20 protein-coding genes are annotated in these 26,458 nt (G+C 65.7%); 11 read left to right on the forward strand and 9 right to left on the reverse strand.

The annotated features are described in order from the left end of the window. The first annotated feature begins 205 nt into the window (after window positions 1-205). The 3 genes from DL240_RS02410 (at window position 206) to DL240_RS02420 (ending at window position 3,141) form a co-directional block, all read left to right on the forward strand. Window positions 206-1,813: a helix-turn-helix domain-containing protein gene (locus DL240_RS02410; protein WP_158542304.1), complete on the forward strand. Its 1,608-nt coding sequence runs from the start codon at window positions 206-208 to the stop codon at window positions 1,811-1,813. Window positions 1,814-1,898: 85 nt separating this feature from the next. Then, a complete protein-coding gene (locus DL240_RS02415; protein ID WP_111728260.1) occupies window positions 1,899-2,171 on the forward strand; it encodes a hypothetical protein in 273 nt (90 codons plus the stop codon). A 28-nt stretch (window positions 2,172-2,199) separates the two neighbouring features. Beyond that, window positions 2,200-3,141 (forward strand): RluA family pseudouridine synthase, encoded by a 942-nt coding sequence (locus DL240_RS02420; RefSeq protein ID WP_199589703.1) that lies wholly within the window; start codon window positions 2,200-2,202, stop codon window positions 3,139-3,141. A 30-nt stretch (window positions 3,142-3,171) separates the two neighbouring features. On the opposite strand, the gene DL240_RS02425 is transcribed toward DL240_RS02420, so the two are convergent. The 3 genes from DL240_RS02425 to DL240_RS02435 form a co-directional block, all read right to left on the reverse strand. Then, window positions 3,172-7,527 carry a serine/threonine-protein kinase gene (locus DL240_RS02425; protein WP_111728262.1) on the reverse strand — a complete coding sequence of 1,452 codons (4,356 nt, stop codon included), beginning with the start codon at window positions 7,525-7,527 and terminating at the stop codon, window positions 3,172-3,174. 36 nt (window positions 7,528-7,563) lie between these two features. After that, window positions 7,564-8,094 (reverse strand): tRNA (cytidine(34)-2'-O)-methyltransferase, encoded by a 531-nt coding sequence (locus DL240_RS02430; RefSeq protein WP_233497032.1) that lies wholly within the window; start codon window positions 8,092-8,094, stop codon window positions 7,564-7,566. Between the two features lie 110 nt (window positions 8,095-8,204). Beyond that, complete coding sequence (locus tag DL240_RS02435) at window positions 8,205-9,002, reverse strand: gamma-glutamyl-gamma-aminobutyrate hydrolase family protein (protein WP_111728264.1); 798 nt, start codon at window positions 9,000-9,002, stop codon at window positions 8,205-8,207. A gap of 314 nt (window positions 9,003-9,316) precedes the next feature. On the opposite strand from DL240_RS02435, the gene DL240_RS02440 reads away from it, so the two are divergent. From DL240_RS02440 to DL240_RS02450, 3 genes are all read left to right on the forward strand, one after another. After that, on the forward strand, window positions 9,317-9,964 hold the full coding sequence (locus tag DL240_RS02440) for a 2OG-Fe(II) oxygenase (protein WP_199589704.1): 648 nt from the start codon (window positions 9,317-9,319) through the stop codon (window positions 9,962-9,964). A 75-nt stretch (window positions 9,965-10,039) separates the two neighbouring features. After that, window positions 10,040-10,801: a YebC/PmpR family DNA-binding transcriptional regulator gene (locus tag DL240_RS02445; RefSeq protein WP_111728265.1), complete on the forward strand. Its 762-nt coding sequence runs from the start codon at window positions 10,040-10,042 to the stop codon at window positions 10,799-10,801. A 232-nt stretch (window positions 10,802-11,033) separates the two neighbouring features. Continuing rightward, window positions 11,034-11,990 carry a ketopantoate reductase family protein gene (locus DL240_RS02450; protein ID WP_111728266.1) on the forward strand — a complete coding sequence of 319 codons (957 nt, stop codon included), beginning with the start codon at window positions 11,034-11,036 and terminating at the stop codon, window positions 11,988-11,990. Window positions 11,991-12,020: 30 nt separating this feature from the next. On the opposite strand, the gene DL240_RS02455 is transcribed toward DL240_RS02450, so the two are convergent. The 3 genes from DL240_RS02455 to asnS form a co-directional block, all read right to left on the reverse strand. Then, a complete protein-coding gene (locus DL240_RS02455) occupies window positions 12,021-12,983 on the reverse strand; it encodes an RluA family pseudouridine synthase (protein ID WP_111728267.1) in 963 nt (320 codons plus the stop codon). A 14-nt stretch (window positions 12,984-12,997) separates the two neighbouring features. Beyond that, window positions 12,998-15,277 carry a hypothetical protein gene (locus DL240_RS02460; protein WP_111728268.1) on the reverse strand — a complete coding sequence of 760 codons (2,280 nt, stop codon included), beginning with the start codon at window positions 15,275-15,277 and terminating at the stop codon, window positions 12,998-13,000. Between the two features lie 146 nt (window positions 15,278-15,423). Next, on the reverse strand, window positions 15,424-16,818 hold the full coding sequence (asnS, locus tag DL240_RS02465) for an asparagine--tRNA ligase (protein ID WP_111728269.1): 1,395 nt from the start codon (window positions 16,816-16,818) through the stop codon (window positions 15,424-15,426). A gap of 244 nt (window positions 16,819-17,062) precedes the next feature. On the opposite strand from asnS, the gene DL240_RS02470 reads away from it, so the two are divergent. Further along, on the forward strand, window positions 17,063-18,016 hold the full coding sequence (locus DL240_RS02470; protein WP_158542305.1) for a COX15/CtaA family protein: 954 nt from the start codon (window positions 17,063-17,065) through the stop codon (window positions 18,014-18,016). 150 nt (window positions 18,017-18,166) lie between these two features. Here the strand turns inward: DL240_RS02470 and DL240_RS02475 are convergent, their stop codons facing one another. Next, the gene (locus DL240_RS02475) at window positions 18,167-18,808 is read right to left on the reverse strand and encodes a peroxiredoxin (RefSeq protein WP_111728271.1); all 642 of its coding nucleotides are present in this window, start codon (window positions 18,806-18,808) and stop codon (window positions 18,167-18,169) included. 174 nt (window positions 18,809-18,982) lie between these two features. Here DL240_RS02475 and dusA point away from each other — a divergent pair, with 174 nt between their 5' ends. After that, entirely contained in the window at window positions 18,983-19,984 is a 1,002-nt protein-coding gene (gene dusA / locus DL240_RS02480; protein WP_111728272.1) for a tRNA dihydrouridine(20/20a) synthase DusA, read from the forward strand. Between the two features lie 57 nt (window positions 19,985-20,041). On the opposite strand, the gene DL240_RS02485 is transcribed toward dusA, so the two are convergent. Then, window positions 20,042-21,217 carry an acyl-CoA dehydrogenase family protein gene (locus tag DL240_RS02485; RefSeq protein WP_111728273.1) on the reverse strand — a complete coding sequence of 392 codons (1,176 nt, stop codon included), beginning with the start codon at window positions 21,215-21,217 and terminating at the stop codon, window positions 20,042-20,044. Window positions 21,218-21,472: 255 nt separating this feature from the next. On the opposite strand from DL240_RS02485, the gene DL240_RS02490 reads away from it, so the two are divergent. Further along, window positions 21,473-23,230 (forward strand): thiamine pyrophosphate-binding protein, encoded by a 1,758-nt coding sequence (locus tag DL240_RS02490; RefSeq protein WP_199589705.1) that lies wholly within the window; start codon window positions 21,473-21,475, stop codon window positions 23,228-23,230. A gap of 155 nt (window positions 23,231-23,385) precedes the next feature. Here DL240_RS02490 and DL240_RS02495 read toward each other — a convergent pair whose 3' ends face one another. Next, window positions 23,386-24,135 carry a DNA alkylation repair protein gene (locus tag DL240_RS02495; protein WP_158542306.1) on the reverse strand — a complete coding sequence of 250 codons (750 nt, stop codon included), beginning with the start codon at window positions 24,133-24,135 and terminating at the stop codon, window positions 23,386-23,388. Window positions 24,136-24,281: 146 nt separating this feature from the next. On the opposite strand from DL240_RS02495, the gene DL240_RS02500 reads away from it, so the two are divergent. Beyond that, the gene (locus DL240_RS02500; RefSeq protein WP_111728275.1) at window positions 24,282-25,178 is read left to right on the forward strand and encodes a LysR family transcriptional regulator; all 897 of its coding nucleotides are present in this window, start codon (window positions 24,282-24,284) and stop codon (window positions 25,176-25,178) included. 114 nt (window positions 25,179-25,292) lie between these two features. Next, entirely contained in the window at window positions 25,293-26,444 is a 1,152-nt protein-coding gene (gene rsgA / locus DL240_RS02505) for a ribosome small subunit-dependent GTPase A (protein ID WP_111728276.1), read from the forward strand. The last annotated feature ends 14 nt before the right edge of the window (window positions 26,445-26,458 follow it).

Consider the following 26,458-nt stretch of genomic DNA (forward strand, 5'->3'; position numbering starts at 1 on the left):
AACAAGTCTCGGGTACAGGGCTTCTCGGAAACGCCCCCCGGCAGAACTCCTGGGAAGTCGCCGCGGGCAAAGAAATTAGGGCCGAGAAGCGCCCCTAACCTAACCCGCGCCCGCCCCCTTGCCAAGTCACGATCGGTCGACCAAGATAGCGCGCTCACGGTGGGCTGGCAGGCCCATGACCCCCTCGTTCCACGAGACTGCACCATTGAATCAGATCGCGCCCCCACTGAACCCCAATCGCCCCCGAGTCATCACCTTTGGTGGAGGCAAAGGAGGCACCGGCAAGAGTACCCTCTGTGCCGATATTGCCCGCGCCCTGACCCGCTACCAGGGCCGTGTGCTCTGCATCGACGCCTCCTGGCACACCCCCACGCTCAATATCCTGCTCGGGGCCAATGAACCCACGTTCGACTTAAGCGACGACGGTCCTCCCTGCCTGGGCGAGGAAGGCGCACATATCGCCGACTTCATCGTCAGCACCACCTACGCCAATGTCTTTCTGGCCTCCCTGGCCTCAGCGCGACGCTACCCGTTTACCCGTGCGCGGGTGCGCCCCGAAGAGATCATTGCGCAGCTTCACCAGCTCGACTTTGACTACGTGCTCATCGACCTCCCCCCGAGCCTCTCTCCCTTTGATGTGGGACTCTTTACCCTGGCGGATACGCCGATTCTGGTGGGCACTCCCGACCCGGCCTCGATCCGCACGCTGACGCAATTTTTGAGAGCCTCGCTCTTCAGCGCCATCGGCTACCATCCCGACGCCGGCGACTTTGAAGAAGAACTTATCGAAGTCCTCTACAAGCAGCCCCTGTGGCTTAACACCCGCTCACTGCGCTACGACGCGCCCTCGGCTCAATCGCGCGCGATCATCGATGAGACCGCCAAGATGCTCGAGGTCTACATGGTCGTGAACATGGTGCGCGAGGGCGCCGAACACGATCTGGGCTTTGTCTTAAGCCACGCCCTCCACCGCGAGTTGCAAGTCTTTCCGCGGGTCCTGGCGAGCATCGACTACGCCGACCGACGCTGGTTTTATAATCGTCGCACCACCGGCACCGGCTCCTCCCGTAATGAAGACGGCTTGAGCAACGACATCGAGCTGCTCTCGCGCCACATCCGCGACATTAACCTGGTCGACCTGCGCTACCCGCGCCCGGTACCCACCCGCGGCGATGCCCACCCGGCGCTGATCATGGGACTCAACCCCGAGCTCAGCCGCAACGAGGTCCGCCAGTACTGCCGACGCCTCTGGGAGGGCTACCGCCGGGAAGCCTCGATCAGCCTGGTGTTCACCGACCCCACCCTCCGCATGGAGATCGCCGAAGAGCTCGAGGGCCTCTACCGCCACGTCTTGACCATGCCCAGTGAGAATTTCTCCCGGGCCGAGGTCGACGAGGCCGTACGCAACTACGAGCGGGAACGTCAGCCCTTCCCCACCCCCACGCGGCAGGAAGAGCCCCCGCCGGAGCCCCCTCGCCAGCCGGCATTTACCCCCCCGGCAGCCCCCGAACGCCCCGAAAAGACTCCCCCGCCGGCCGAGACGAGCCCGGAGCCCGCCAGCGAACGCCCGCCCGGGAAGTCTCCCGGCGATGCCATTGCCGCGCTGCGCCGACGTCACGGGCTGAGCCTCCAGGAGTTGAGCTCCCGCACGCACATCGGTGTAAAATATCTGGCCGCCATCGAGACCGTCGATCTCAATGTCCTCCCCCGACAAGTCTACCTGCGTGGCTACCTGCGAGAGGTCGCCCGGGTCTTCGATGTGCCGGCCCAACCGCTGATCGAAGAATACTTCCGCTTCCTCGACGAGTCGTGATAAGGTCCGCCCGATATCAGAGGGGCTCGCTGCCTCTGCCGACTCCCGATGTTCCACCCCGACCACTCCCCCACAGGAGGAGCGTATGTCCAAGATCACCGACCCGAAAAAGGCCGCTCAGCGCGCCCGTGTCATCGCTTCCGACCTGACGATCTACCCGGACATCCAGAAACGGATCGAAGCGGGCATTAAGAACGACAACCTCTTCGACGAAATCGACGGAATCTGGCGCGAGGCGCTCACGCACATGCGTCAGTACGTCGATGAAGACATGTTGGAAAACACCAACATCCTGGAAAAAGCTTTCATCGATATTGTGTTCGCCAACTGCGGCCATATTGAAAGCTCCATCTGGTAACGCCTCTCTTTCCCTGCGGTCTGCTGGTTTGAGCGCCACCGAGTTTATCTTTCAGATCGAACCTGAAGACGCCGGCGAACGCCTGGACGTCTACCTCGCCGAGCAAGACGATCCGCCGATGACGCGCTCCCAGGTGCGAAAGTTCCTGGATCGCGGCGAGGTCCGGGTTAACGGCCAACAGGTCAAGGCCGGCTATAAGCTGCGCGATGACGATCGCATCGTCTGGGCGCACACCCCTCCCACCGAACCGACCATTGAAGCTCAGGCCATCGCCCTGACCCTCCTCTATGAGGACGATCAGCTGGCCGTGGTTGATAAACCCGTGGGCATGGTCGTTCACCCCTCGATCGGACATCCCGATCGCACCCTGGTCAACGCGCTGATGCACCACTTCGAAGAGCTCCCGACCATCGGCGGGGAGTTGCGCCCGGGAATCGTGCATCGCATCGACAAAGATACCTCCGGGGCGCTGGCGGTCACCAAGACCGACCGGGCCCACCATCACCTGGCGGATCAATTTCGCGAACACAGCATTGAGCGCGTGTATCACGCCCTTGTCTTCGGCCCGGGACTCCCCGACCAGGGCACCTTTGACACGTTGCACGGACGCGACCCCAATCATCGCATGCGCTTTACCGGTCGGGTCACCAAAGGCCGCCGGGCCGTCACCCACTACAAGGTCATGGAACGCTTTGTCAGCGGCGCGGTACTGGTGGAATGCCGTCTGGAAACCGGACGCACCCATCAAATTCGCATGCACTTCTGTGATGCCGGCTGCCCGCTTCTGGGCGACGCGCTCTACGGCGGCAAACGCACCGGGCAATGCCGATTAATCGATCGCCAGGCGCTGCACGCCCGCACCCTCGGATTTGAGCATCCCGACGGCCACCGCGTCTTCTGCGAGGCGGAGTATCCCGAAGATTTCGCACAGGCGCTCCAGAGCCTGCGCGCCGGCGGCGACTGGCGCTGACCACCGGCCGTAGTCGACCGGCCTGGGGAGCTATCCCTCGGTGCTCGCCAGGAGAATCATCTGACTGAGCGGACGGGCCAGGTAGGCCTCTCGCAGCGCTGGATCGGCGATGCCAGCGGCCCGCTCATCCAGCACCGCCCGGGCTCGCTGCAGCGCCTCGCGCCCTTCGCTCTCCGGGGCCTGGTCCCCACAGGCGGCCACGATGCGCGCGTGGTAGACATTCACTTCGTCTTCGCCGTAGATCTCAATCGCATCGAGCAAGGCCAGCGCCTGCCGGGAGCGCGCCAGCGCCTCCAGGGGCGCTCCCATCGCCAGGTACGCGCGCGCCATCAAACTCAGCGCAAACGCGCGCCCCCAGCGCATGTCGGCCTGCTCCGAACGCTCCCGCGCATCTTCGGCCTGCACCAACGCAATCGCCGCGTCGGCCGCTTCCTCTCCGGCCAGCTTTACCTGAGCCAGCGCCAGGGTCGCGCACACGGCCAGATAGGCATGAGGAATCGAATCCGCCAGACGAAGTCCTTCGTGAAGCGCCTGCTCCGCCTCCTGAAGACGGCCCAGCTCCAGGAAACACAACCCCAATGAGACCTGTCCGTCGGCCTCCGTCGCCGTGGTGCTGGTGCGTCGCGCCAGATGCAGCGCGCGCTGAATCTCCGCAATCGCCCGGGGCGTCTGACCCAGCAAATAGGAGACATGACCGATGTTGACCAGCAGCAGCGCCTCGTCGCGCCGATGCCCCAGGCGCCGACACATCACCAGCGCGTGCTCATAACGCTCCAACGCCTCGGTAAAGCGCCCCACATAGGCCAGTGCCAGGCCGGAATTCATCAGAATCTGGCGTTCCTGCCGGGGCAATTCCAGCTGACGAGCCCGGCTCAGCGCACGCTCATAGGCAATCAGCGCCTCGCGATGGCGCCCGGTCTGCCGCAACACCACACCGCGGACGTTGTGCAGTTGAACCGCCGTCTCGCCAGCGCGTCGGCCACTGGCGCCGGTGGTCGGAGCCTGGTCCAAGGTCAGCAGTCCCTTCTCGACCACCGCCAGCGCTCCCTCCCGGCGCCCTTCCGAGAGTTCGATCACCGCGCGCAGACGCGCAACCTGAGCCAGACTGATGGCATCTTCAAGGTCGACAGCGTCGTTTTCAGCGCGCTCCAGATGCTCGCGCGCCGACCGGAAATCGCCCTGCTGAAAATCATAGCGTGCATGGCGAAGCCACACGTCCACGCGGAACTCACAGTCCGGGCACTCCTCAATGAAACGCCTAAGCCCCGCCAGCGCGCTGCGGGCCCCCTGCTCATCGCCGAGCTCCTGAGAGGCCTCCTCCTTGAGCAGCAGCACGCTGAGACGTTCCTCGTCGGGAACCGGCGCAAGTTCCAGCACCCGGTCGCAGAGCCGCACACAGACCTCGGCCCCGACAAGACGCGCGGCCTCCCGGGCGGCACTGACGTAGTAGCTACGCGCCCGCTCCAGGTCGCCGGCCGCCTCCAGGTGGCGCGCGATTCTCGCACAGCTATGTGCCGCCCCCTGACCGCGGTGGGCGATAAGATCGGCGGCAATCTTCGCATGAAGCTCCGCTGCCTCCTCCGGAAGCAGGCAGCGCGCCGCCACCTCGCGGGTCAGCGCATTACAGAACCCGAATCGCCCTTCTGTCCCGGGCCCCAACCGGCGCAAAAACCCGGCTTCAACCAGCGCATCCAGTGCCCCCTCACAGGGCTGCCCCAGCAGGCTCTGCGCCCGGGCCGCGCTAAAGGAGGTTCCCAGCAGTGCCAACCGCAGAAGCACCGCGCGCGCCTCCAGCTCCAGGCGATCGAGGTTCGCGGCGATGATCCCTTCCACGCTGGCCGGCAACCAGTCTTCGTCGCCTCCGAGCGACGCCGGCAGCTCAACCTTCCGCTCTCCGAGCGCCTCAACGACCTCGTGAATGTAGAGCGGATTTCCACCGGTCTGGTGCAGCACCCGGGCCACCAGCTCATCGCCCTCCCCGGGCTCCAGCCGTAGCAGATCGCGCACCAGACGCTCGGCCTGTCCGCCACGCAGCTCCCCGACGCTCTCCCGGGCCACAAACCGGCTCTCCAGCAGGTGCTTCCAGGCCCGCACCTCGGTATGCGGACCGGCATCTCGCGCGGTACCCACCATCAGCACCGGTACAGACTGCTCGCTCGCAAAGTAGCGCGCGGTGAACTCCAACATCACCGGATCGACGTGGTGCATATCATCGATGGCCACCACCACCGGACCGGCGGACGCAAAGGCCGTGACCACTTTGCCCAGGCTCAGGAAGGTGCGGCGTTCGCGTTCCTCACGCTCCAGGCGCACAAAGGCCCGGTCGGCCACCGGCACGCCGAAGATCGCCGCCATGGAGTCGAAGATCAGCTCGCGCTCCTCGGGCTCCTCGTCGGCGAACATCGTGGCGATGACCTGCTCCAGGCGTGTGGCCAGCTGGCGAAGATCATGACGAGGCCCCAGCTGCAGCGCTTCGGCAAAAAAGGCCGCCGCGCTGCCCAGGGGCAAGTCGCGTACATCCGGCGACGCCACCGCCCGGAGTACCCGGACCTGGCCGGTGGCCGCCAACCCACTCAAAAAGTCCTCCATCAGGGTCGACTTTCCGACGCCGGCCGGCCCCATCAAAATGACCGCACCGGCGACCCGATCCATGGCCACGCGACGATACGCCTGACGGAGCACGCGGCGCTCCACATCGCGGCCATAAAACGTACTCGCCGCCCGCCGCAGCTCCCGAATGCGGTCCCGCGCGCTCTTAGGCCCCTTAAGCCGGAAGGCCTTGGCCCCCTCGCTGCTCTCCGGCGAGTAATCCCCTCCGACCACCGGGCGGATGGCTTCGCAATGAAACTCTCGCCGCACCCGCTGATGCACCTGAGAGCCGATCACCGTCTCGCGAGCCAGCGCCATCTTAGCCAGGGCCTCGGCCGGGGCCGCCCCCCGCTCCAGGAAATGCCACCGGTAGCCTCGATGCAGTCCGCCGGTGTGGTGCTCGATCACCACCTCGGAGGTGGCGATTCCCAGACAAACATGCAGCGGCACATCCAGGCTGAAGTTCATGCCCACCACCGCCTCATGCAGGTCATGAGCCACCCGGGCCGCACGAACCGCGTCGTTATCGCTGGAGACCGGCACCCCGAGCACAATGACAAAGCCCCGCGCATCGACCCGGTGGAGAGCGCCCTCATTCTTAAAGGCGATCGCATCGAGAATGCGCGTCATCTCGGCGACCAGATGTTGCCAGCGCTCGGCGCTGAGCTTGCGTTGAAGCTCACCGAGCCCCTCCAGGCGACCGGCGATGGTGACGACCTCCTTGCGGCTGCGCGCCAGCGCCGGCGTCGTCTGCAGGTCCCCCGAAGCCTCCCGGGCATGGTGAGACGCCCCGGCCCGAGCCACCCGGGTGCGCCCTACCACCGTCGACGAAGACTCCTCCAGCCCGACCCGGGGCGCCCGGGCGTCGGCCTCGCGCTCCACAAGCCCGGACGAAACGTCCCGAAGATGCTGCGCAAGCGTCACCTCATCGTGAATCTCGTCGAGACCGTAGAGCACCCGGGTCATCGCCCGCTGCAACTCACGCGTGCTCTCGGGGCGCTCATCACGGCGCACCGAGAGCGTCTTGTACAGCAGGTGCTCCAACTCCGAGGGGAGCGCCGGGGCCAGCAGATGGATATCCGGCACCACGGCGTTTTTCACCAGACTGAGCACATCATCGGTACTCTGCGCCCGAAAAAGCGGTCGGCCACAGAAGAGTTCGAACATCACCACGCCCAGACTGAAGACGTCGCTGCGCTGGTCGACCGGCTCACCGTGGGCCTGCTCCGGACTCATGTAGCGATATTTCCCGGTGACCAGGCCGGGCCGATCCTCATGCACGCTGGTCGCTCGGGCGATGCCGAAATCAAGGAGTTTGACCGCCCCTTCTCTCGAGATCAGCACATTCTGGGGACTCACATCCCGGTGCACGATCTCCAGGCTCTGACCAAAGCCGTTGGTGCGCCGATGCGCGTAATCCAGGGCCCGGGCGATCTCAATGGCCACAAAGAGGGCATCCCCCAGCGGGAGCGCCCGCGTGGCGCGCTGGCCAGCCCGTAGCAGGCGCCCCAGATCCACGCCGTCAACGTGCTCCATCGCCAGGTAATAATCCTGGCCTACCTTCCCGAAGTCGTAGATCTGCACCACGTTGGGGTGGTTGAGCCCCATCGCGATCTTGGCCTCGGCGATGAACATCTCGACAAAACGCGCGTCGCTGGCGAGCTCGGGCAGAATCTTCTTGATGACCAGCGTCTTCTCGACACCCTCGGCGCCCACGCTGCGCGCCAGATAGACCTCGGCCATCCCTCCCACCGCGATCCGGTCGATCAGCTGGTATTTTCCAAACGACTCGCTCACGTCGCCTCATCTACGTCCGATTCCGCCGCGAACGCTTCACCCCTGCAGGGGGTCCCAGTCCAGTTGACGCATTGCGTCATAAAGCACAATCGCGCAGGCGTTCGACAGGTTCAAGCTTCGAACCTTATCCGTGGTCGGGATACGGAAGCATCGGTCCTCGTAGCGCTCTCGAACATCCGGCGGCAAACCCTTGGTTTCCTTGCCGAAAACCAACACACTCCCGGGCGTCCAGTTGGCCTGGTCATAGGCACGTGTGGTCTTCTTGGTAAAAAAGTGCAGGCGCTCGCGCGGGAAGATCGCCTCGATCGCCTCAAAATTCTCGTGAAGCGAGATTCGCACGTGCGGCCAGTAATCGAGCCCGGCCCGCTTCAGGTAACGATCGTCGAGATCAAACCCCAGGGGCTTCACCAGGTGCAACCACACATTGGTCCCGGCACACAGCCGGCCAATGTTCCCGGTATTCCCCGGAATCTCCGGCTCGTGAAGCACGATATGCAGACGCCGATCGTCCGGGCCACCGAACTCCGCAAGCGGCTCTAAGATATTAAACTTATAGGGATTTTCCAAAACAGACCTCGTGGCCACCACATCTCGGATGGCAAGTTTAGCCCCCCCCGCGCAGATGTTGCGCAACGTAACACAACTGGCGTAACAGCCCAACCGTCGCCGACGCCTCTTCAGCCTTCGCGTGCGCTCCGGCGCTGACGGGCCGCGTCCAGGAAGTCCTCCCGCAGAGGACCGGTCGCCAACAAGTCGCTCTGAGAACGCTCTTGAAACTCCGGGTGCCATTGTACCCCGACCACCCAGCGGGAGGGATCTTGGTAGCTCACGCCTTCGATAATGCCATCCTCCGGACAACGCGCGCTCACCCGAAGCGCAGGCGCAAGCTCTTGAATCGCCTGATGGTGCACGCTGTTGATCAGCGCCTCCTGGCGGCCGTAGAGGCGGTGCAACCAGCCTCCCTCTTCAAGGCGCACCGGGTGAATCAGACGGTGATAACGCTCGGCGCTGCGATGTTCCCGGGCGCCCTCCACCTGGGTAGCAATGTCCTGAAAAAGCGTCCCTCCCAGCGCCACGTTGAGCATCTGGTGGCCCCGACAGATCCCGAGCAGCGGTCGATCATGCTCGATGGCCGCTTCGATCAACGCGCGCTCAACCCGGTCCCGGGCGCGGTCGCCGGACCACTCCGGGCGCAGCGCGTTCTGACCATAGCTTCCCGGCCAGACATCGGCTCCGCCGGCGATGATCAGCGCATCGAATGACCTGACCATCTGCGCGGCGCTCACCGCCACCTTGCGACCCGGCCGAGCCGCCGGTAGCATCACCGGAATCGCTCCAGCGTCCAGCAACCACTCGCCCATCGACTGCTCCATGTAGAGCAGCGTGCGACCGTTGTAGACCGTGCGCGCCGGGTCCGCGTGCAGCCAGTTGGCACTCACGCCAACCAGCAGCGCTTTTTCTGAGGGGTGACTCATAAACGACTCCTGAAATTGACCTTTCTCCGGGGGCACCGCCCCGGCCCCATCGGCGCCCGGCCCCCGGAGACATACCTAGTTCACCGACGAGCCGTCTCCGAAACAACAGCGGCCGCAGCGACAATCCGCCGGTCGTCACCGCGGAGGTCACCGCCCAAAAAAAACACACCTATCCTCTCGTTTTCATTGACTCATCGCCGCTACGTGCATAATTTTCGCCCTCCCGTTTTTTTTCCAAATTTTTCCAACCCTACGAGGCCCATCCCGCTTGACCCCTTCATCCTCCCGGCTCCCCCTTTTCTGCCGAGTTCATCATGCGAAGCGCTGCTCACCTGCCCCTGCCGCCGACCTCCATTGACGGTGTCGAAGACGCCATCATCGAGCGCGGGTACGCCTGCGTGCCCAACTTTCTGCCGCCCCCGGCGGTCGAGGCCCTGGCCAGTGAAGCTCGTCACATGTGGGAGGATGGAGCGTTTGAATTCGCGCGTATCGGCAGCGGTGCCAACCGTCAGCGCTGCCCCCAGGTGCGCAGCGATCGCATTCTCTGGCTCGACACCGACGCGCTCAGCACGGCTCAGCATCGCTACTGGCGGGCTCTCGACGAACTCCGCGGGCGTATCAATCGCGCCACCATGATGGGGCTGGTCGACTGGGAGGGACATCTGGCGCTCTACCCGCCCGGCACCTTCTATCGCCGCCATATCGACGTCTTCGCCAATGCCGCCGAACGCCAGCTCACCACAATTCTCTACCTCAATCCCGACTGGCAAAGCGGCGATGGCGGTGAACTGCGCCTCTATCTTGACGGCTCCAACAGGGAGCCCTACATCGACCTGGAGCCCCGCGGTGGCACGCTGGTCACCTTCTTAAGCTCGCGCTTCTACCACGAGGTTTTGCCCGCGCACACCGAGCGCCTGAGCATCACCGGCTGGTTCCGAGTGCGTTCCACTCGCCACTTTTAGCGCCCCGGGGGGCGGTGCTATAGTCCCGCCGCTTCGGCACCGCCCCCAGAACTCCATAGCATTCAAGGAGCATCCATGGCTGGACATAGTAAATGGGCCAACATCAAGCACAAAAAGGCCGCCCAGGACAGCAAACGCGGCAAGGTCTTCAGCAGACTGAGCAAAAAAATCTCGTCGGCCGCACGTCGCGGGGGTGGCGATGAGGACACCAACCACGAGCTTCGCCTGTGGGTCCAGAAGGCCAAAGCGGCCAACATGCCCAATGACAACATCGAGCGCGCCATCCTCAAAGCAACCGGCCAGCTCGAAGGCGTGACCTACACCGACTTCACCTACGAGGGCTACGGCCCCGGTGGCGTGGCCTTCATGCTCGAAGGCTCCACCGACAACAAAAACCGCACCGTCGCCAACATCCGCCATTTCTTCAGCAAAATGGGCGGTAACCTCGGCGAAAACGGGTGTGTGGCCTGGATGTTCCACGACACGGGCGTCATCACCCTGGAGCAGGATCAGGTGGAGAACACCGACAGCCTCATGGAGGTCGCGCTGGAAAACGGTGCCGAAGACTTCGAGGTCGAAGACGGTGTGATCACGATCACCAGCGGCCCCGAGGAGTTCATGCCCCTGCGCGACGCCCTCAACGCCGCGGGCTACACCGAGTTCATCAGCGACGAAATCACCAAGGTCGCCGAAACCGACCTCTCACCGGACCTCGCCACCGCACGCAGCAACATGAAGCTCATCGACCTGCTGGAAGAGGACGATGACGTGGAGAACGTTTACCACAACCTCGAGCTCTCCGATGAGGTTGCCGAGGCGCTCGGAGCCGAGAGCTAAGCTCCCTCGCCAGCACGCCGCCCCGTGGCGGCTCGAACGTTGGAGTCCCACCGGCCACCGCCCTCCCCTCTTTGGGGGAGGGCCTTTTTCTTGGGCCGCCGCGTTGCCCATTCCCGCCCGCGCAGGCTAGCCTTAGCCCGCTCTGCCGACTCAACTTCCCTGACGTATGTTCCTCTCTTGAGTTCGGCCCTACCTTCTACATGACATTTTCTCGACCAAGGGAGCTCTCCTGATGCGCGTACTACTGGTTGGAGCGGGTTCGGTTGGACAACTCTACGGCGCCCACCTGGCGCGCTCGGGCACCGAGGTGCACGTGCTGGTACGCCCGCGCTACGCCGAGGAGGCCCGCGGCGGCTTTCGAGTCTACGAACGCCGCCGCGGCTTAGAGCACGGCGAGTTGTTTACGCCCGACGGGGTCTGGACCGAAGCCTCCGACGTGCCCGCCGGACACTTCGACGCGGCCATCCTCTGCATCCCCTCCACCGGACTCAACGGCCCCTGGCTTCCGACTCTCTGCGAGCACCTGGGCTCAGCCACGTTGGTGACGCTCACGCCCGGGCTCGACGATTTTCAAAAAATCGCCGCGTACCTGCCCGAGGAGCAGATCGTGCGCGGGTTGATCACCTCGGTCAGCTACCCGGCCCCGATGCCCGGAGAATCCGCCTCCGAACCGGGAACCGCCTACTGGATTCCACCGCTGACCCCGGCACTTTTCGAGGGCTCTAAAGAGCGCACCGAGCCCATCCTCCAGGCGCTGCGCCAGGGGCAGATGCCCGCCCGTCGGGTCAGCGGCCTGGCTGCGCAGGCCGCCTTCGGCAGCGGTGTACTCATGCCCGTGGTCGCCCACCTGGAAACCGTCGACTGGGAGATGGCTCGTCTCCGCGCCGAAAAGCTCCCCGAACTCGCGCGCACCATCGAGCAGGTCCGCGGGGTCCTGGAGCAGACCCTGAACACCCGCGCTCCCCTTACTCTGAGGATGATCGGGCCACGCTCCCTGGGGCTTATCTCACGCTTTGCCCCGCGGATGACGCCCTTTGATCTCGAGATGTACCTCAAGGTGCACTTCACCAAAGTCGGCGCGCAGACCCGCATGTTCCTCGAAGACTACGTCAGCAAAGGCGACGCCCTGAACCTCCCGACCGACGCCATCGCCGAGCTCCGGGCGGCGCTCGGCGACGGCGAATCCTAAAGCTCCGGAGTCCCCCCCGGGCGCGCCCGCTTACCCCTGCTCCTCGGTGAACGCGCGGCGCGCCTGGTCGAAGTCGGCTGGCCAGTCGCAGCGCACCTCCACCAGATCACCGGAGTGCGGATGCGGAAGCTCCAGACGCTCGGCATGCAGCATCACCCGCGTAAAACGCTCTCCTCCCACTCGCCGCACGCCGCCGTAGTCCTTATCCCCCACAATCGGCAGGCCTCCCTCGGCCAGATGCGCGCGAATCTGGTGCATCCGCCCGGTGACCGGACGCGCTTCGATCAGATGGAGCGATCCCCAGCGCTCCCGCACCACAAAGCTGGTATGCGCGAAGTCGCCCCCGGCGCGAACCTCTCCCTGGCGGCGATCCCCGACCTTGCCCAGGTGATTCTTGACCTCCCAGCTCTCGCCGACCTCCCGCTCCAGCTCCGGACGCAGCGCCCGGGCAATGGCCACGTAGGTCTTCTGAGCCAGGTGCTCCCGAAACGCCCGCGCCATCCCCTTGTTGGAACGCCGGGCCGTGACCAACGCCAGCACCCCGGAGGTTCCCACATCCAGACGGTGATGAATCGCCACGTATGGCTTCTTCTTGCCCTTCGCCAGCAGATAGCGCCGCGCCACCTCCACCGCGTGGTCGCGGCCCGGATCGCGGGTCCCCTGGCTGGGGAGCCCGGCCGGCTTGGCGATGACCAGCAGATCACCGTCCTCCAGGAGCACGCTCGCCGGGCTCAACTCAAAACGCCCGTCCTCCGAACTCGTCGTCGCCTCGCCATCATCGATCTGCACCGCCAACCGGTCTCCCGGGGCCAGCTCACAGGATGCGATACGCTCAAGCGCTCCGTTGCGCTGAACCTTGCCGGCATCCAGAAGTGCCTTGGCGCGCTTGCGCGAGAACCCACCCGGGTGCTGCGCGTCGAGGAGTCGGGTAAGCGCCTTATCGAGACGCTCCCCTGCCCAGTCGTCGGTGATCGTAAAGAGGTAATGTGCCATCGCTTCGAAGTTCCTCAGTGGGTGGTGATGTCGAGCGTGTAGTCGCCCGGGTTGCCGCCGGCCCACACCCGGTAGGTGCCCGCAGTGAGCGCCCCTAACACGAGGCTCGCCGGCTGACCAGCAGAAGGCTCCTCGCAACGCAACTCCAACGCCTGGCCACACCCACCGCGTTCCAACCAGAGGGTGGCCCGGTCGGTGCCGGACACCGGCGTCAGTGTCAGCATCACGGTCGTTGCCTCACTCAGCGTGAATTCAAACGCCCGGTCGGCCACCGGGGCCTCACCTGCACACGAGGGAGCGCCCTCGCCGTGGTAGCCCGCCAGCGATACGTTATGGAGCTGGTTTAAGGCCAAGGGCTCCGCGCCAAAACAGCGATCTCCCGGCGGCAAAAGCGCCACCTGAACCGTGAGCGCCTCGCCGGCGTCAGAGGCCACCTTGAGGGCATGCTCACCCGCCTCCAGCCCGGCCATCCCCCGGGGTTGCTCCAAGCACCCGCCGCTCTCCCGACACTCCGTGGCAAGCTCCGCCCACCACGTCGCGCCCGCGGAAAGCGTGGCGGTCGAGAGTGCCAGGTCGCCGGGCTCCAACACCTCAAGAGTCACCATCCGGTCCCGGGCCGGCCCCGGCGCACAACGAACCATCGCGCTTGGCACATCCCCGGCGTCAAGCGCCACCACGGTGCTCTCCCCGGCCCGAAGCGCTATCGCGGTGCCGGGGGATTCGCAGCTCCCACCAATGAGCGTCGGACGCACCCGGGCGCGCAGCGTAAACTCCGCGGGGTCGTCCATATCCCCGTCCACCCGGACGTAATACGTGCCTGCCGGCAGGCCACCGCGCTCCAGGCGACCAACCTCGCAGTGGTTTACCTCCTCGCACGCGCTCCCCAGACTCACGCTCAACTGCGCCGCGGCTTCCCCCTGGATCTCCAGCATCACATCCGAAGGCTCATCAAGCGTCAGCTCCCAGACACGGTCGCGTCCATTGACCCCACACGCGGCCGCGTGCCCGTCCTGATACCCCTGCAGACTCGCCACGACCCCAACCTCCCGCACCCCGCTTTCATCGGCCTCTCCCTGCACAAGGCGCCCCGGAGCCTGGCAGCTCTCCCCCACGCTTACACCGCCATGGCGCACTTCCAGCTCAAAGCCCGGGAGCGAGGCCTGCTCCAGGCCTCCCAGGACCACCTCAGCCACCCCGGCCGAGACCCGCTCCTGCATCACCACCCGGCGCTCTTCGCCGGTGATGATATTCCCGCAAAACGCCTCCTCGTCACCACCGCACTCCGGCCGCACTCCGGCTACGAAGCCCGGCCCAGCCTCCCGGAGCAGCTCCACCGTCACCAGCCCGGCCTCCGCCACCTCCACGCCCACCCGGGTGACGCCCCAGGCCTGGTGTTCACACAACGCCGCCTGCGCCCCGATCTGCCCCCGCGCGCTCACGCCCAGCCCCAGCGAGGCGCCCGGGTCAAGCTCCACCCCGGGCAACGCCTCGCAACTCGGCGCCGCCTGCGCGGCGGCACGCGCAGAAAAGCGCCCCCGAAGCCGGTACGCCCCCCGCTCCTGCCCCGGACTCGCCACCCACACATAGTAGGTCCCGGGCTCGGCACTCACGGCTACGACCGCGTTCTTGCCCGGACGCGCCCGATGCCGCGCGCAGGCCCCGGGAAGCTGCGAGACCCGCTGCTCACAGACCTCCCGCACAAAGAGCGCCGGCACAAACTCGCCATCAAGCGCCTCGACCTCCCACACCAGATCGCCGGCCTCTTCCAGCGTCACGGCATACACATGATCGGCCCCCGCGCTCCCGTCGCACAGACTCGCGGCGTCTTCCCGGGCCCCGCGGGTATCTGCCACGACCTCCACCTGCCCCCCCTCAAAACTCAGTTCCCGCGGCTCCGCACAGCTCTCCCCGACCGGCGCGGGTCCCACATCTTCCGCCTCGCCACCATCCGGCCCCACATCGCCGGCATCCTCGACATCCTCTGGATAGCGGGCTTCGATCTCCATCAGCACCGACACCGGAAACTCGGTGCTCGCATTGCAATAGGTCAGCCCCGGGTCGCCCACCCGGTTTGGAAAGGCCGCCGGACACTCAAACCCCGGGCCCACCTCAACCCCCTGACGCGCCCCAAACACGCAGAGCAGTGCCGGGTCGCGATCGTAATAGTCACCGCCAGCCTCCGCGCAGACCGCAGCCAGCCGCGTCTCAGGCCCCGGGGCCACATCGCCAGTACATCCCACCAACCCCAGGCTCCACACCCCAACGATCGTCGACCAGGCCCGCCAGCTTCGCACGTCGTGACTCCTCATCCCTGTTGGCTTAACCCCCTCTGGCTACCACCGACCTCATCTCCGATCAAAACCTGCCGCCAACAAAATGGCGAGCCCCCGTCGTCGGGAGCTCGCCAGCACACACACGCTCAAATGTTTAAAGAAGCGCTTTAGAAATCAGCGCTACGCGGCGCCCGCGGGAAGGGAATCACCTCGCGGATGTTCTCCACCCCGGTCGCATAGGCGATCAGGCGCTCAAATCCCAGCCCGAAGCCCGCGTGCGGCACCGTGCCATAGCGGCGCAGGTCGCGGTACCACCAGTACGTCTCCCGGGGCAGCCCCAGCGCATCGATGCGCGCATCGAGCACGTCCAAACGCTCCTCACGCTGGCTCCCGCCGATGATCTCGCCGATCCCCGGCGCCAGCACGTCCATCGCCGCCACCGTGCGCCCGTCGTCATTGAGCCGCATATAAAAGGCCTTGATGTCTTTGGGGTAGTTCATCACCACCACCGGACGCCCCACATGCTTCTCGCTCAGGTAGCGCTCATGCTCCGACTGCAGGTCGATGCCCCAGCTCACCGGAAACTCGAACTTCTCCTTCTCCGCGGCCTTCTCCAGAATCGCGATCGCCTCGGTGTAGTCCAGGCGCTCAAAGTTCGAGTCGACCAGCGCCTCCATACGGTCGCGCACCCCTTTCTTCACAAACTTGTTGAAGAAATTCATCTCATCGGGGAGCGTATCCAGCAGATCCTTTAAGAGATACTTCAAAAAATCTTCGGCCAGATCGGCATCGTCGTTCAGGTCGGCAAACGCGATCTCGGGCTCGACCATCCAGAACTCCGCCAGGTGGCGCGAGGTGTTGGAGTTCTCGGCTCGGAAGGTCGGCCCAAACGTGTAGACCTTGCTCATCGCCAGGCAGTACGCCTCCGCATTGAGCTGACCGGAGACCGTCAGGTGGGCTTCCTGCCCGAAGAAGTCCTGCGAAAAGTCCACCTGCCCGTTGTCCAGGCGCGGCGGGTTGGCCGCATCCAGCGTGGAGACCCGGAACATCTCTCCGGCACCTTCGGCATCCGAGGCGGTGATGATCGGGGTGTGAACCCAGTAAAAGCCCCGCTCGTCAAAGTAGCGATGCACCGCCTGCGCCAGCTGGTGACGCACACGAGTGACCGCACCAATGAGATTGGTGCGCGGACGCAGGTGCGCATTGGCCCGCAGATGCTCCATGCTGTGGCGTTTGGGCGCCATCGGATAGGTGTCCGGATCATCGATCCAACCCACCACCTTGATCTCGGCGGCCTGAACCTCCACCGACTGGCCCTTGCCTTTCGACTCGACCAGCTCCCCACGCACCTCCACCGCACAGCCGGCCGTCAGCTTGAGGATCTCATCCGTGTAGTTCGCCAGCGTATCCGGGGCAACCACCTGGATGGCGTCAAAGCACGAGCCGTCATGCACATTAATAAACGAGAAGCCGGCCTTGGAGTCGCGGCGAGTACGCACCCACCCCTTGATCACTAGCTCAGAGCCCGTGGGCACCTGGCCGCCTAGCAACGTTTTGATCATGTCATCAACCTTTAGAGTTCAATGTTCGTGGTCGCCCGTCATCCTCGACACCCGGCGCCACAGAACCAGCGCGGCGGTGCGAGGAAGGCGCTAGTTAACACCCCTGCCGAGCCCCGGGCAAGCCCTGGCCGCCTCGCCCTGCGGCGAAATGCCCGACAACTCACGGATGACCCCGGCGCGCGGTGGTGTTATGGGCAGGCTGAAAGCCTGCTGGCCCTGTGTCTCGACACCCCGCGGATCACCTATGAGTTCCTCTACCTCTCCCCGAAGTCGCGCGTTTACTACCTACGCCTGGATCTTTCTGGTCTACATGCTCGGCGTCATCCTCTTTGGCGCCTGGGTGCGCATCACCGGCTCCGGGGCCGGCTGCGGCTCGCACTGGCCAACCTGCCACGGGGAGATCATCCCCCCGGCTCCCAACGTCCAGACGATGATCGAGTACACCCACCGCCTCACCAGCGGCCTGCTCGGTATCTTCGGCCTGGTGCTGATCGGCTGGGCCTGGAAGCTCTTCAAAAACCACCCGGTCTTCTGGGCCAGCATCATCACCTACGTCTTCATCCTCTTTGAGGGGGCCATCGGCGCGGGGCTGGTGCTGGCGGAGCTCGTGGCCGACAACGACTCGGTCGCCCGGGCCGTGGTGATCGCGATTCACCTGGTCAACACCCTGATCTTAAGCGGCGCCACCGCCTTCACCGCCTGGCTCTCCTCCGGGCGCGCCCTCCCCAAATGGCGCCACGGCGGCGTCTACCGCACGTTGATGGTGGCCGGGCTCCTGGCGTTGATCGCCACCAGCATGTCCGGCGCAGTCACGGCGCTGGGAGATACCCTCTTCCCGGTCGACCCCACCCTGGGCGACGGACTCCTCGACCGGGTTCGCGGCGACCTCTCGGCCGCCAACCACTTCCTGGTGCGCCTGCGCATCTTCCACCCGGTGATCGCGGTGGGAACGGCCGCCTACCTGCTGGTGGTCTGCTGGGTGGTCAAACTTCGCGAACCCTCGGCCCGGGCGGTGTTCTGGGCCAACGTGCTCCTGGAGCTGGTGATCGCGCAGACCATGGTCGGCGTGATCAACATCCTGCTCTCGGCTCCCGGCTGGGTGCAGCTGGTGCACCTCCTCGCGGCCCAAATCGTCTGGATCGCCACGCTCTTCTTGACCAGCACGCTCCTGGTCAAGCCCGACGCCCCCTCGCGCTGATCCCCCACGCCGGCGACCTCCCGGCACGAAAAAACCCCGACGCTCCCCGGCAAGCGCGCCCTCGATTCCACGATCGGACACGCGCCCACAAAGAGCATCGGGGTCGGCGAGCAGGCCGGCGAGGCCGCGTACCCCGCTCAGCTGACGCGCTCAGTCGCGATTGGGCTGCGGCGTGATGCGCAGGTAGGGCTTGACCACGCGGTACCCCTTCGGGAAGCGCTCAGCCAGCTCGCTGTCTTCCTGGATCGAGGGCACGATGATCACATCGTCGCCATCGTTCCAGTTGGCCGGCGTGGCCACCTTGTAGTTATCGGTGAGCTGCAGCGCGTCGATCACCCGCACCAGCTCCTTGAAGTTGCGCCCGGTCGCCGAGGGATAGGTCATCGTCAGGCGCACCTTCTTGTCCGGATCGATGATGTACACCGAACGCACCGTATGCGTGCTATCGGCCTTCGGGTGCATCATCCCGTAGAGGTTGGCCACCTTTTTGTCCGGATCGGCCACGATCGGGAAGTTCACCTCGGTGTTCTGCGTCTCCTCAATGTCTTTGATCCACCCGTGGTGGTCGGCCAGGTCATCCACCGAGAGCGCGATGGTTTTGACGTTGCGTTTGGCGAACTCGTCAGCGTACTTGGCCACCGTCCCCAGCTCCGTGGTGCATACCGGGGTGTAGTCGGCCGGGTGGCTAAAGAAGATCACCCAGGAGTTGCCCGCCCACTGATGGAAGTCGATGTCGCCTTCGGTCGTCGATGCCTGAAAGTTGGGTGCGGTTTCGCCGAGTTGCAGTGTCATAGGGACCTCGATTGCGTTGAGTTTGGATTGCCTTCATAAACTCCCACCCAGGGAGTAGGAATTCGAAGGTTCTGCACCGAATATCTCCGGTCAAGTAAGTTTGTCGCGCGTGACGCTGGTCAACGCCACGCCCTTGCCTACAATGCGCCCGGTCCACCTGCGACGAGGCACACTATGAGTTTTAAACACCCCATCAGCATCGCGCCGATGATGAAGCGCACCGACCGCCACTTCCGCTTCCTCTTGAGGCTGATCAGCCGGCGCACCCTCCTCTACACCGAGATGGTGACCACCGGCGCCATTCTCTTCGGCGACCGGGAGCAACACCTGCGCTTCGATGCGGCCGAACACCCGGTCAGCCTCCAGCTCGGCGGCGACAACCCGGAGCAACTCGCCGAATGCGCCCGCATCGCGCAGGACTACGGCTACGACGAGGTCAACCTCAACGTGGGCTGCCCCAGCGACCGGGTGCAAAACGGCAACTTCGGCGCCTGCCTGATGAAATCCCCCGAGACCGTGGCCCGCGCCGTCGAGGCCATGCGCCAGGCGGTCGACATTGAGGTCACCGTCAAACACCGCATCGGCGTCGACGAGCTCGACGACTACGCGCATATGCGCCGTTTTGTCGACATCGTGGCCGACGCCGGCTGCCGACGCTTCTCGGTACACGCCCGCAAGGCCTGGCTCCAGGGCTTAAGCCCCAAAGAAAATCGCAACGTCCCCCCGCTGCGCTACCCCGAGGTCTGGCGCCTCAAAGAGGAACGCCCCGATCTGGACATCGAGATCAACGGGGGCATCCTCACCATGGATCAGGCCGCCGAGCACCTGGAGCACGTCGACGCGGTGATGATCGGACGCGCCGCCTACGACAACCCCTACCAGTTCGCAGAAGTAGATCAGCGCTTCTATGGCGAATCGGCCCCCCCGCTGACCCGCCACCAGGTGGCCCGCGCGATGTTCCCCTACATCGAGGAGCACCTGCGCCAGGGAGGCAAGCTCTCCCACATCAGCGGGCACATGCTGCAGCTCTTCGCCGGCCAGCCCGGCGCCCGCCAGTTCCGGCGCCACCTCTCCGAGCGCGCCTGGAAAGAAGGCGCCGGCGTCCACACCCTGGAAGAGGCCCTGACCCGGGTCCCCGAAACCTCTCCCCAAAACAACACGACCGCGGCCTCGTAAACGAGGCCGCGGTCGCCAGCCGCCCTCAACGCGCGTGCTTCGCACGCGCTTCCAAGCTCAGAGCAGGCGCTCCACCTTGGAGAGGTCGCGGGTGATGTTCTTCTGGTGCGCCTCGTTGGTGCCGCCGCCGATCTCCAGGAGCTTGGCGTCGCGCCACAGGCGCTCCACGTCGTACTCGGCCACGTAGCCGTAGCCGCCGAGCACCTGAATGGCCCGGTCGGCCACGTTCTTGCCCATCGTCGAGCAGTAGAGCTTCACCCCGTCGGAGTCCGCCCGGCTGCCAAACGCGTCCAGCCCCAGGTCACCGGCGGCCTTGTACAGGTAGCAGCGCCCGGCCATGTACTCGGCGTAACTCTCGGCGATATGGCGCTGAATCTGCCCGAAGCGGTTGATCGGCTCGCCAAAGGCTACCCGCTCGCTGGCGTAGCGATTCATGATTTCCACCGAACGCCGGGCAATCCCCACGCTCATCGCCGCCAGGGTCACCCGCTCAATGGCCAGGTTGCGCATCATCGAACGCACCGCGCTGCCCGGGGTGCCCACCAGATTCTTGGCCGGCACGCGCACGTCTTCAAAGACCAGCTCCGCGGTGGTCGAGGCGCGCATCCCCAGCTTGCCGTGGAGCTTCTGCCCCAGCGAGAAGCCCTCCATGCCCTTCTCGACCAAAAAGAGCGAGATGGACCGGTCGCCGCCCTCTTCCCGGGCGTATACCAGGAACACGTCGCCGAGATCCGTCTCGGAGATCGCGCCGTTGGTAATCCACATCTTCTGGCCGTTAAGGATGTAATCCTCGCCATCCTTGCGCGCCACGGTGCCCATGCCCAGCACATCGGTGCCGGCGTTGGGCTCGCTCATGCACATCCCCCCGATCAGCTCCCCGGAGCAGGCCCCGGGCAGCAGGCGCGCGCGCTGCTCATCGTTGCCGTTGACCGCCAGGTTGTTCACAAAAAGCATCGAGTGCGCCAGGTACGCCAGGCAAAACCCCGGGTCGGCCGCCGCCAGCTCCTCGTGCACGATCGCCGCCGCCGTGGCGTCCATCCCCGAACCCCCAAAACGCTCCGGCGCCGTCACGCCCAGCAGGCCCAGCTCCCCGAGTTTTTTGAAGAGCGCGACGTTGAAACGCTCCTCCCGGTCGTGGGCCTCGGCCTGGGGGGCCACTTCGCGCTCGGCAAAGGAGCGCACCATCTCGCGCAGCACTTTATGTTCTTCGGTGGGGTTGAACAGATCGCTCATAAACTCGCTCTCGTGAGGAATCACTGATTCGGGAAACAAACACCGCGTACTAACAGACTCGCCAGTCACCATAAACCACCCGGTGTGGGTAACAAGACCTCCGCCTTAAAAAATGCGCCCCGGCCCGCACTTCGGATCCCCGCCAGCTCTCCTCCCCCTTTCGTGGCAACCCCACTGGACAACCGGGCCAAAACCTGCTGAAAGTGCCCCAAACCCGTTGAGACTGGTCTGTTTATGATGCCTTTCAGGAGTGTTATGTCGCATTCGCATGGTGGTGACGTGATCGCAGAGCGCCTCTCGCGTCGTGGTGTCAGCCACCTCTTTACCCTCTGTGGCGGACATATCTCGCCAATCTTCACCGGTGCCAAAGAACAGGGCATCGAGGTCATCGACGTTCGCGACGAGGTTTCGGCCGTGTTTGCCGCCGACGCCATGGCCCGCATGACCGGCGTCCCCGGCGTGGCCGCGGTCACCGCCGGCCCCGGCGTCACCAACACCGTCACCGCCGTCAAAAACGCCCAGATGGCCCAGTCCCCGGTGCTGATCATCGGCGGCGCCCCGGCCACCGTGCTCAAGGGCCGCGGCGCCCTCCAGGACATCGACCAGATCAGCCTGATGCGCCCCATCACCAAGTGGGCCGCCTCCCTCTCCATGGTCAGTGAGCTGGCCCCGGCCATCGATCACGCCCTGCACGTGGCCACCAGTGGCACCCCGGGACCGGTCTTTCTGGAGGTCCCCGTCGACCTGCTCTACCCGCAGAGCATCGTCGAGGAGTGGTTCATCAAGGAGAGCGGCCTCGACAAGATGAGCGGGGTCAGCGCCAAAGCGCTGGAGCTCTACCTGCGCGCGCACCTCCTGCGCCAGTTCAGCGCTCCCTACAACCCGCTCAAATTCACCGACACCACGCTGCCCCTGCCCGACTTCAGCGACCCGGAGAAGCAGATCGACCAGGTGGCCGACCTGCTCACCGACGCCCAGCGCCCGGTGCTCGTCATCGGCTCCCAGGCCCTGGTCAACTACAGCCCCGGAGAGGCCGAGAGCCTGGCCCGGGCCGTCGAAAAACTCGGCATCCCGACCTTTCTGGGCGGAGGCGCCCGCGGACTCCTGGGAGCCGAGAACGACCTGCAGTTCCGCCACAAGCGCTCCCGGGCGCTGCGGGGGGCCGACCTGGCGATCATCGCCGGCTTCCCCTTCGACTTCCGCATGGGCTACGGCCGCGCCTTCGGCGCCAAGACCCGCGTGGTCTCGGCGAACCTCTCCCGCGAAGACCTGCGCAAGAATCGCCGCCCGGAGGTCGCCCTCAACATCCACCCGGGCGACTTTTTGCGCGAGCTCTCCTACCGCCTCGGACCGGCCATCGAACGCCCGGCCTGGTTTGCCGACCTGCGCCAGCGCGAGGAGGCCCGCGACGCCGAGATCCACGCCATGGGAGAGCAAGACGCCGGCGGGCTGGTCAACCCCATCGACTTCTTTGAGCGCCTGGACGCCAAACTCGACGATAAGAGCGTGCTGGTCGTTGATGGCGGCGACTTTGTGGCCACCGGCGCCTACGTGCTGCGCCCGCGCAGCCCCCAGGCCTGGCTCGACCCGGGCGTCTTCGGCACCCTGGGCGTCGGCGGCGGCTTCGCGCTGGGCGCGGCCCTGGCCCGCAAAGACGCCGAAGTCTGGCTGATCTGGGGCGACGGCTCCTCGGCCTACAGCCTCGCCGAGTTTGATACCTGCGTGCGCCACGGACTTGCCCCCATCGCCGTGATCGGCAACGACGGCGCCTGGGCCCAGATCGCCCGCGAACAGGTCGAAATCCTGGGCGACGACGTGGCCACCGTCCTCAACCGCAACGACTACCACACCGTGGCCAAAGGCTACGGCGCCGAGGGCATCCTGGTAAAACGCAAGAGCGACATTAACCGGGCCATCGACAAGGCCAAAAAGCTCGCCAGCGAAGGCCGCCCGGTCGTGATCAACCTCCACATCAACCAGACCGACTTCCGCAAGGGCTCCATCTCCATGTAAACCGGTCCCCTCCGTAACACCCCTAAAAACCGCCTCGCCAGCCGCGAGGCGGTTTTTTTAATCGCAGGCGCGTCACGTCTTCCCTCGCCCCCGCGTTCTGCACCCGCAGATCACCCACTCAAGCCCCGCCCCCCCCCTCTCAGGCGTTGGGCCCCTCAACTGGAGCCCTCGCCGCCCTTCGGCAGGGGGGCGCCGAGCTTTTCCAGGTGTTTGGAGGCCTCCCGTACCGAGAGACCACTGAGGCGCTCGCGATGCGCGATCAAAAAATCACGCACCTGCCTGGGCCGGTAGCACGCGTATTCGCGCAGCCCCCAGCCGATGGCCTTGCGGATAAAAAACGCCTTCTCCGGGGCCATCTCAGCGCAGAAGCGAAAGAGCTGCTCGGCGTCGGCCTCATCGCGATGCTTGAGCTGGGCGAGCAGCGCGGCGCGGCGCACCCAGAGGTCCTCGTCGGTGGCCCAGCGCTCCACGGTGGCGTAGAGCGCCGGGCGCTCCCGCAGGTAGAGCGGCGACACCAGCCGGGCACAGACCGCGTCGACCACGTCCCACCAGGCGCCTTCGCGAATCATCGCCTCGTAGAGGTCGATAAGCTCCGGGCCCCGGGCCTCCCGCGGCAGCCCCTCGATCCACTCGATGCCGGTGTAGCGCGCCTCCCGGTACGGGAGCTCCCACAGAGCCCACAGGGCCTGGCGCAGCTCCCGGGCATCGGCCGGCTGAAAACGACGGGAGAGATCCCGGGTGGCCGCGCGGCGAGCCGGCGCCTTCACGCCGACAAAGGGCTGAATGCCCTTGAGGTAGGCGGCCATGGGCGCGGCGTCGTCGGGGTTGGCCACCGCCCGCAGGCGGCGGTCGACCTCCCGGGCAAGCTCCCGAGCAAACACAGACTCCAGGGGGGGCGACATCATCAAACTCCTCATCGTGGCAAGGCAGCGGGGGCCACCATTGGCAAGGGCAAAGCCCGGGCCCCGATCCCGGCAAGGTTGACGCCTGCCGCCGGGCTCTGCAAGCTCGCCAGCACGTGGATGAGGAGCCCTTCTGGCCGAGAGACGCGATGAACCTGACCGACTTACAGACCTTTGTGGTGGTGGCTGAAACCGACACGATGAGCGCGGCCGCCGACGAGCTGGGCGTGCCCCGCTCCACGGTCAGCCGGCGCATCGCGCGCCTGGAGGAGGCCCTGGGCGTGACGCTGGTGCACCGCTCCAACCAGGGCAACACCCTCAGCGCCGACGGCCGCCTGCTCTACGCCCGCAGCGCCCCGCCGATGCGGGAGCTTGCCCAGGTGGAGCGCACCCTGGCCGACACCGCGATGGAGCCCACCGGCGTGCTCCGGCTGACCGCACCCCATGATTTCGGGGCGATGTCGAGCTTCGCTGAACTGATGGTGCGCTTTGAGCGCCGCTTCCCCGACATTGAGCTGCGCATCGAGTTGACCAACCGCGTCGTCGATTTGGTCGAAGAGGGCTTCGACGCGGCGATTCGTGCCCACGGCCCCGACCTGCCGGACGACACCGGGCTGATGATCCGCCCCTTAAGCCGGGTGGTGCGCGGACTCTACGCCAGCCCCGATTACCTCTCCGAGGCCGGCACTCCCACCACCATCGAGGAGCTGCACCACCACCGGATGGTCGGCCACCAGACCATGCAACGCCATGGGGGCGACCTCCTCGAAGGTCGTGGCCCGGCGCCGACCATGCTGGTCAATGATTTCGGCCTGGTGGTCCAGCTCCTCAACGCCGGGGCCGGCATCGGGGAGGTGCCCTCCTTCTTTGCCCGCGAGCACGTGGAGGCCGGTCGCCTGGTGCGGGTGATCCCGCAGCTGGAGAGCGCCACCGGGAGGTTCTCGCTCTTCTGGCCGGCCAGCCGCCACCTGGCCCAGCGCATCCGGGCGTTGATCGATTTTATGAGCGCCGACACCCAGGCCCGCGCCCTCTTTGGCGCCCCCTGAACCGCCTCATCTGCGGGTTTTAAGCCTCTGGCGTTGACCTCTCCCAACACCCGGGCATAGTCCTGCCCGCGTGTCTGTTGAGCCCCCGACGATGACCCCGCACCCCGGGAATCTATGAACGACCCGACCGCTGCCCCCTCCGAGGAACCGACCCCGGCTCCGACGCCCCCGCCCCTGCCCGCCGAGCGCGCACCGCTGGTGGAGCTGGGCTGGAACGGCTGGCTGGAAGCCGATTTCCAAGACCTGAACGAGCCCCAGGCCCTCCCGGCCCGCGTGGTCTCGGTGGAACGGGGCGGCTTCTTTGTGGCCCATCACGCCGACGAGATCGAAGCCCCGGTGCTGGCCCGCCTGGAGGGCACCGAGCTCGACTCGGTGGCCCAGCCGGCCGTCGGCGACTGGGTGGGCGTCGTCGTGCGCGAGGGCACCCCGGGCATCGTCGGGGTCCTTCCCCGGCGCAGCTGCCTGCAGCGCAAGGCCTCCGGACGGCAGGGGCGAGCCCAGGTGGTGGTCTGCAACCTGGACTACCTGCTGGTGGTAACGGCGGTGGGCTACGACTTAAACCTGCGACGCCTGGAGCGCTACCTCATCGGCAGCTTTGCCGCCGGGGTGGCGCCGGTGATCGTCATCAACAAGATGGATCGCGTTCACGACCTCCGGGCCATCGAAGCTCTGATCGACGATCTGGGCGTCGAGGTGCCGGTGGTCTTCACCCGGGCGCTGGAGCCCGAGGGGCTTACCGATCTCCAACCCTACCTGCGCCCGGGACTCTCGGTGGCGCTGGTCGGCTCCTCAGGCGTGGGCAAGTCCACGATCGTGAACCGCCTGCTCCAGAGCGACAAACTCGCCACGGGAGCGGTCCGGGAGACCGACGACCGCGGGCGCCACACCACCACGCGCCGCGAGCTCTGGCGCTCCCCAGACGGGGTGCTGGTGATCGACACCCCGGGCATGCGCGAGTTTGGCCTGTGGGATGCCCACCCGGGCCTGGAGCGCCTCTTTCCGGGCATCAGCCAGGCCGCTCAGAACTGCCATTTTCGCGACTGCGCCCACATCGACGAGCCCGACTGCGGTGTGCTCCTCGCCATGGACCAGGGCCTCTTCACCCGGGCGCGCCTGGATCGCTACCTCACCCTTCTCGAAGAGCTCCAGGAGACCGAGGCGCAGGCCGCCGAGAGCCTGGAGCGTCTGGAAGCTCGCCGCGAACGCGGCCAACAAAAGAAGCTGCGCACCCGCAGGGGGCGCCGCCGTAAACACTGGGACCGCTAAAAGGCTCCCACTTG

This window comes from Lujinxingia litoralis (assembly GCF_003260125.1).
Lineage (GTDB): Bacteria > Myxococcota_A > Bradymonadia > Bradymonadales > Bradymonadaceae > Lujinxingia > Lujinxingia litoralis.

Bases quoted from the DNA above. Each gene is read 5' to 3' on its own strand.
- DL240_RS02415 (WP_111728260.1), top strand. From the start codon at position 1,899: ATGTCCAAGATCACCGACCCGAAAAAGGCCGCTCAGCGCGCCCGTGTC.
- DL240_RS02435 (WP_111728264.1), bottom strand. From the start codon at position 9,002: ATGAGTCACCCCTCAGAAAAAGCGCTGCTGGTTGGCGTGAGTGCCAAC.
- DL240_RS02440 (WP_199589704.1), top strand. From the start codon at position 9,317: ATGCGAAGCGCTGCTCACCTGCCCCTGCCGCCGACCTCCATTGACGGT.
- DL240_RS02445 (WP_111728265.1), top strand. From the start codon at position 10,040: ATGGCTGGACATAGTAAATGGGCCAACATCAAGCACAAAAAGGCCGCC.
- DL240_RS02450 (WP_111728266.1), top strand. From the start codon at position 11,034: ATGCGCGTACTACTGGTTGGAGCGGGTTCGGTTGGACAACTCTACGGC.
- DL240_RS02455 (WP_111728267.1), bottom strand. From the start codon at position 12,983: ATGGCACATTACCTCTTTACGATCACCGACGACTGGGCAGGGGAGCGT.
- asnS (WP_111728269.1), bottom strand. From the start codon at position 16,818: ATGATCAAAACGTTGCTAGGCGGCCAGGTGCCCACGGGCTCTGAGCTA.
- DL240_RS02470 (WP_158542305.1), top strand. From the start codon at position 17,063: ATGAGTTCCTCTACCTCTCCCCGAAGTCGCGCGTTTACTACCTACGCC.
- DL240_RS02475 (WP_111728271.1), bottom strand. From the start codon at position 18,808: ATGACACTGCAACTCGGCGAAACCGCACCCAACTTTCAGGCATCGACG.
- dusA (WP_111728272.1), top strand. From the start codon at position 18,983: ATGAGTTTTAAACACCCCATCAGCATCGCGCCGATGATGAAGCGCACC.
- DL240_RS02485 (WP_111728273.1), bottom strand. From the start codon at position 21,217: ATGAGCGATCTGTTCAACCCCACCGAAGAACATAAAGTGCTGCGCGAG.
- DL240_RS02490 (WP_199589705.1), top strand. From the start codon at position 21,473: ATGTCGCATTCGCATGGTGGTGACGTGATCGCAGAGCGCCTCTCGCGT.
- DL240_RS02495 (WP_158542306.1), bottom strand. From the start codon at position 24,135: ATGATGTCGCCCCCCCTGGAGTCTGTGTTTGCTCGGGAGCTTGCCCGG.
- DL240_RS02500 (WP_111728275.1), top strand. From the start codon at position 24,282: ATGAACCTGACCGACTTACAGACCTTTGTGGTGGTGGCTGAAACCGAC.
- rsgA (WP_111728276.1), top strand. From the start codon at position 25,293: ATGAACGACCCGACCGCTGCCCCCTCCGAGGAACCGACCCCGGCTCCG.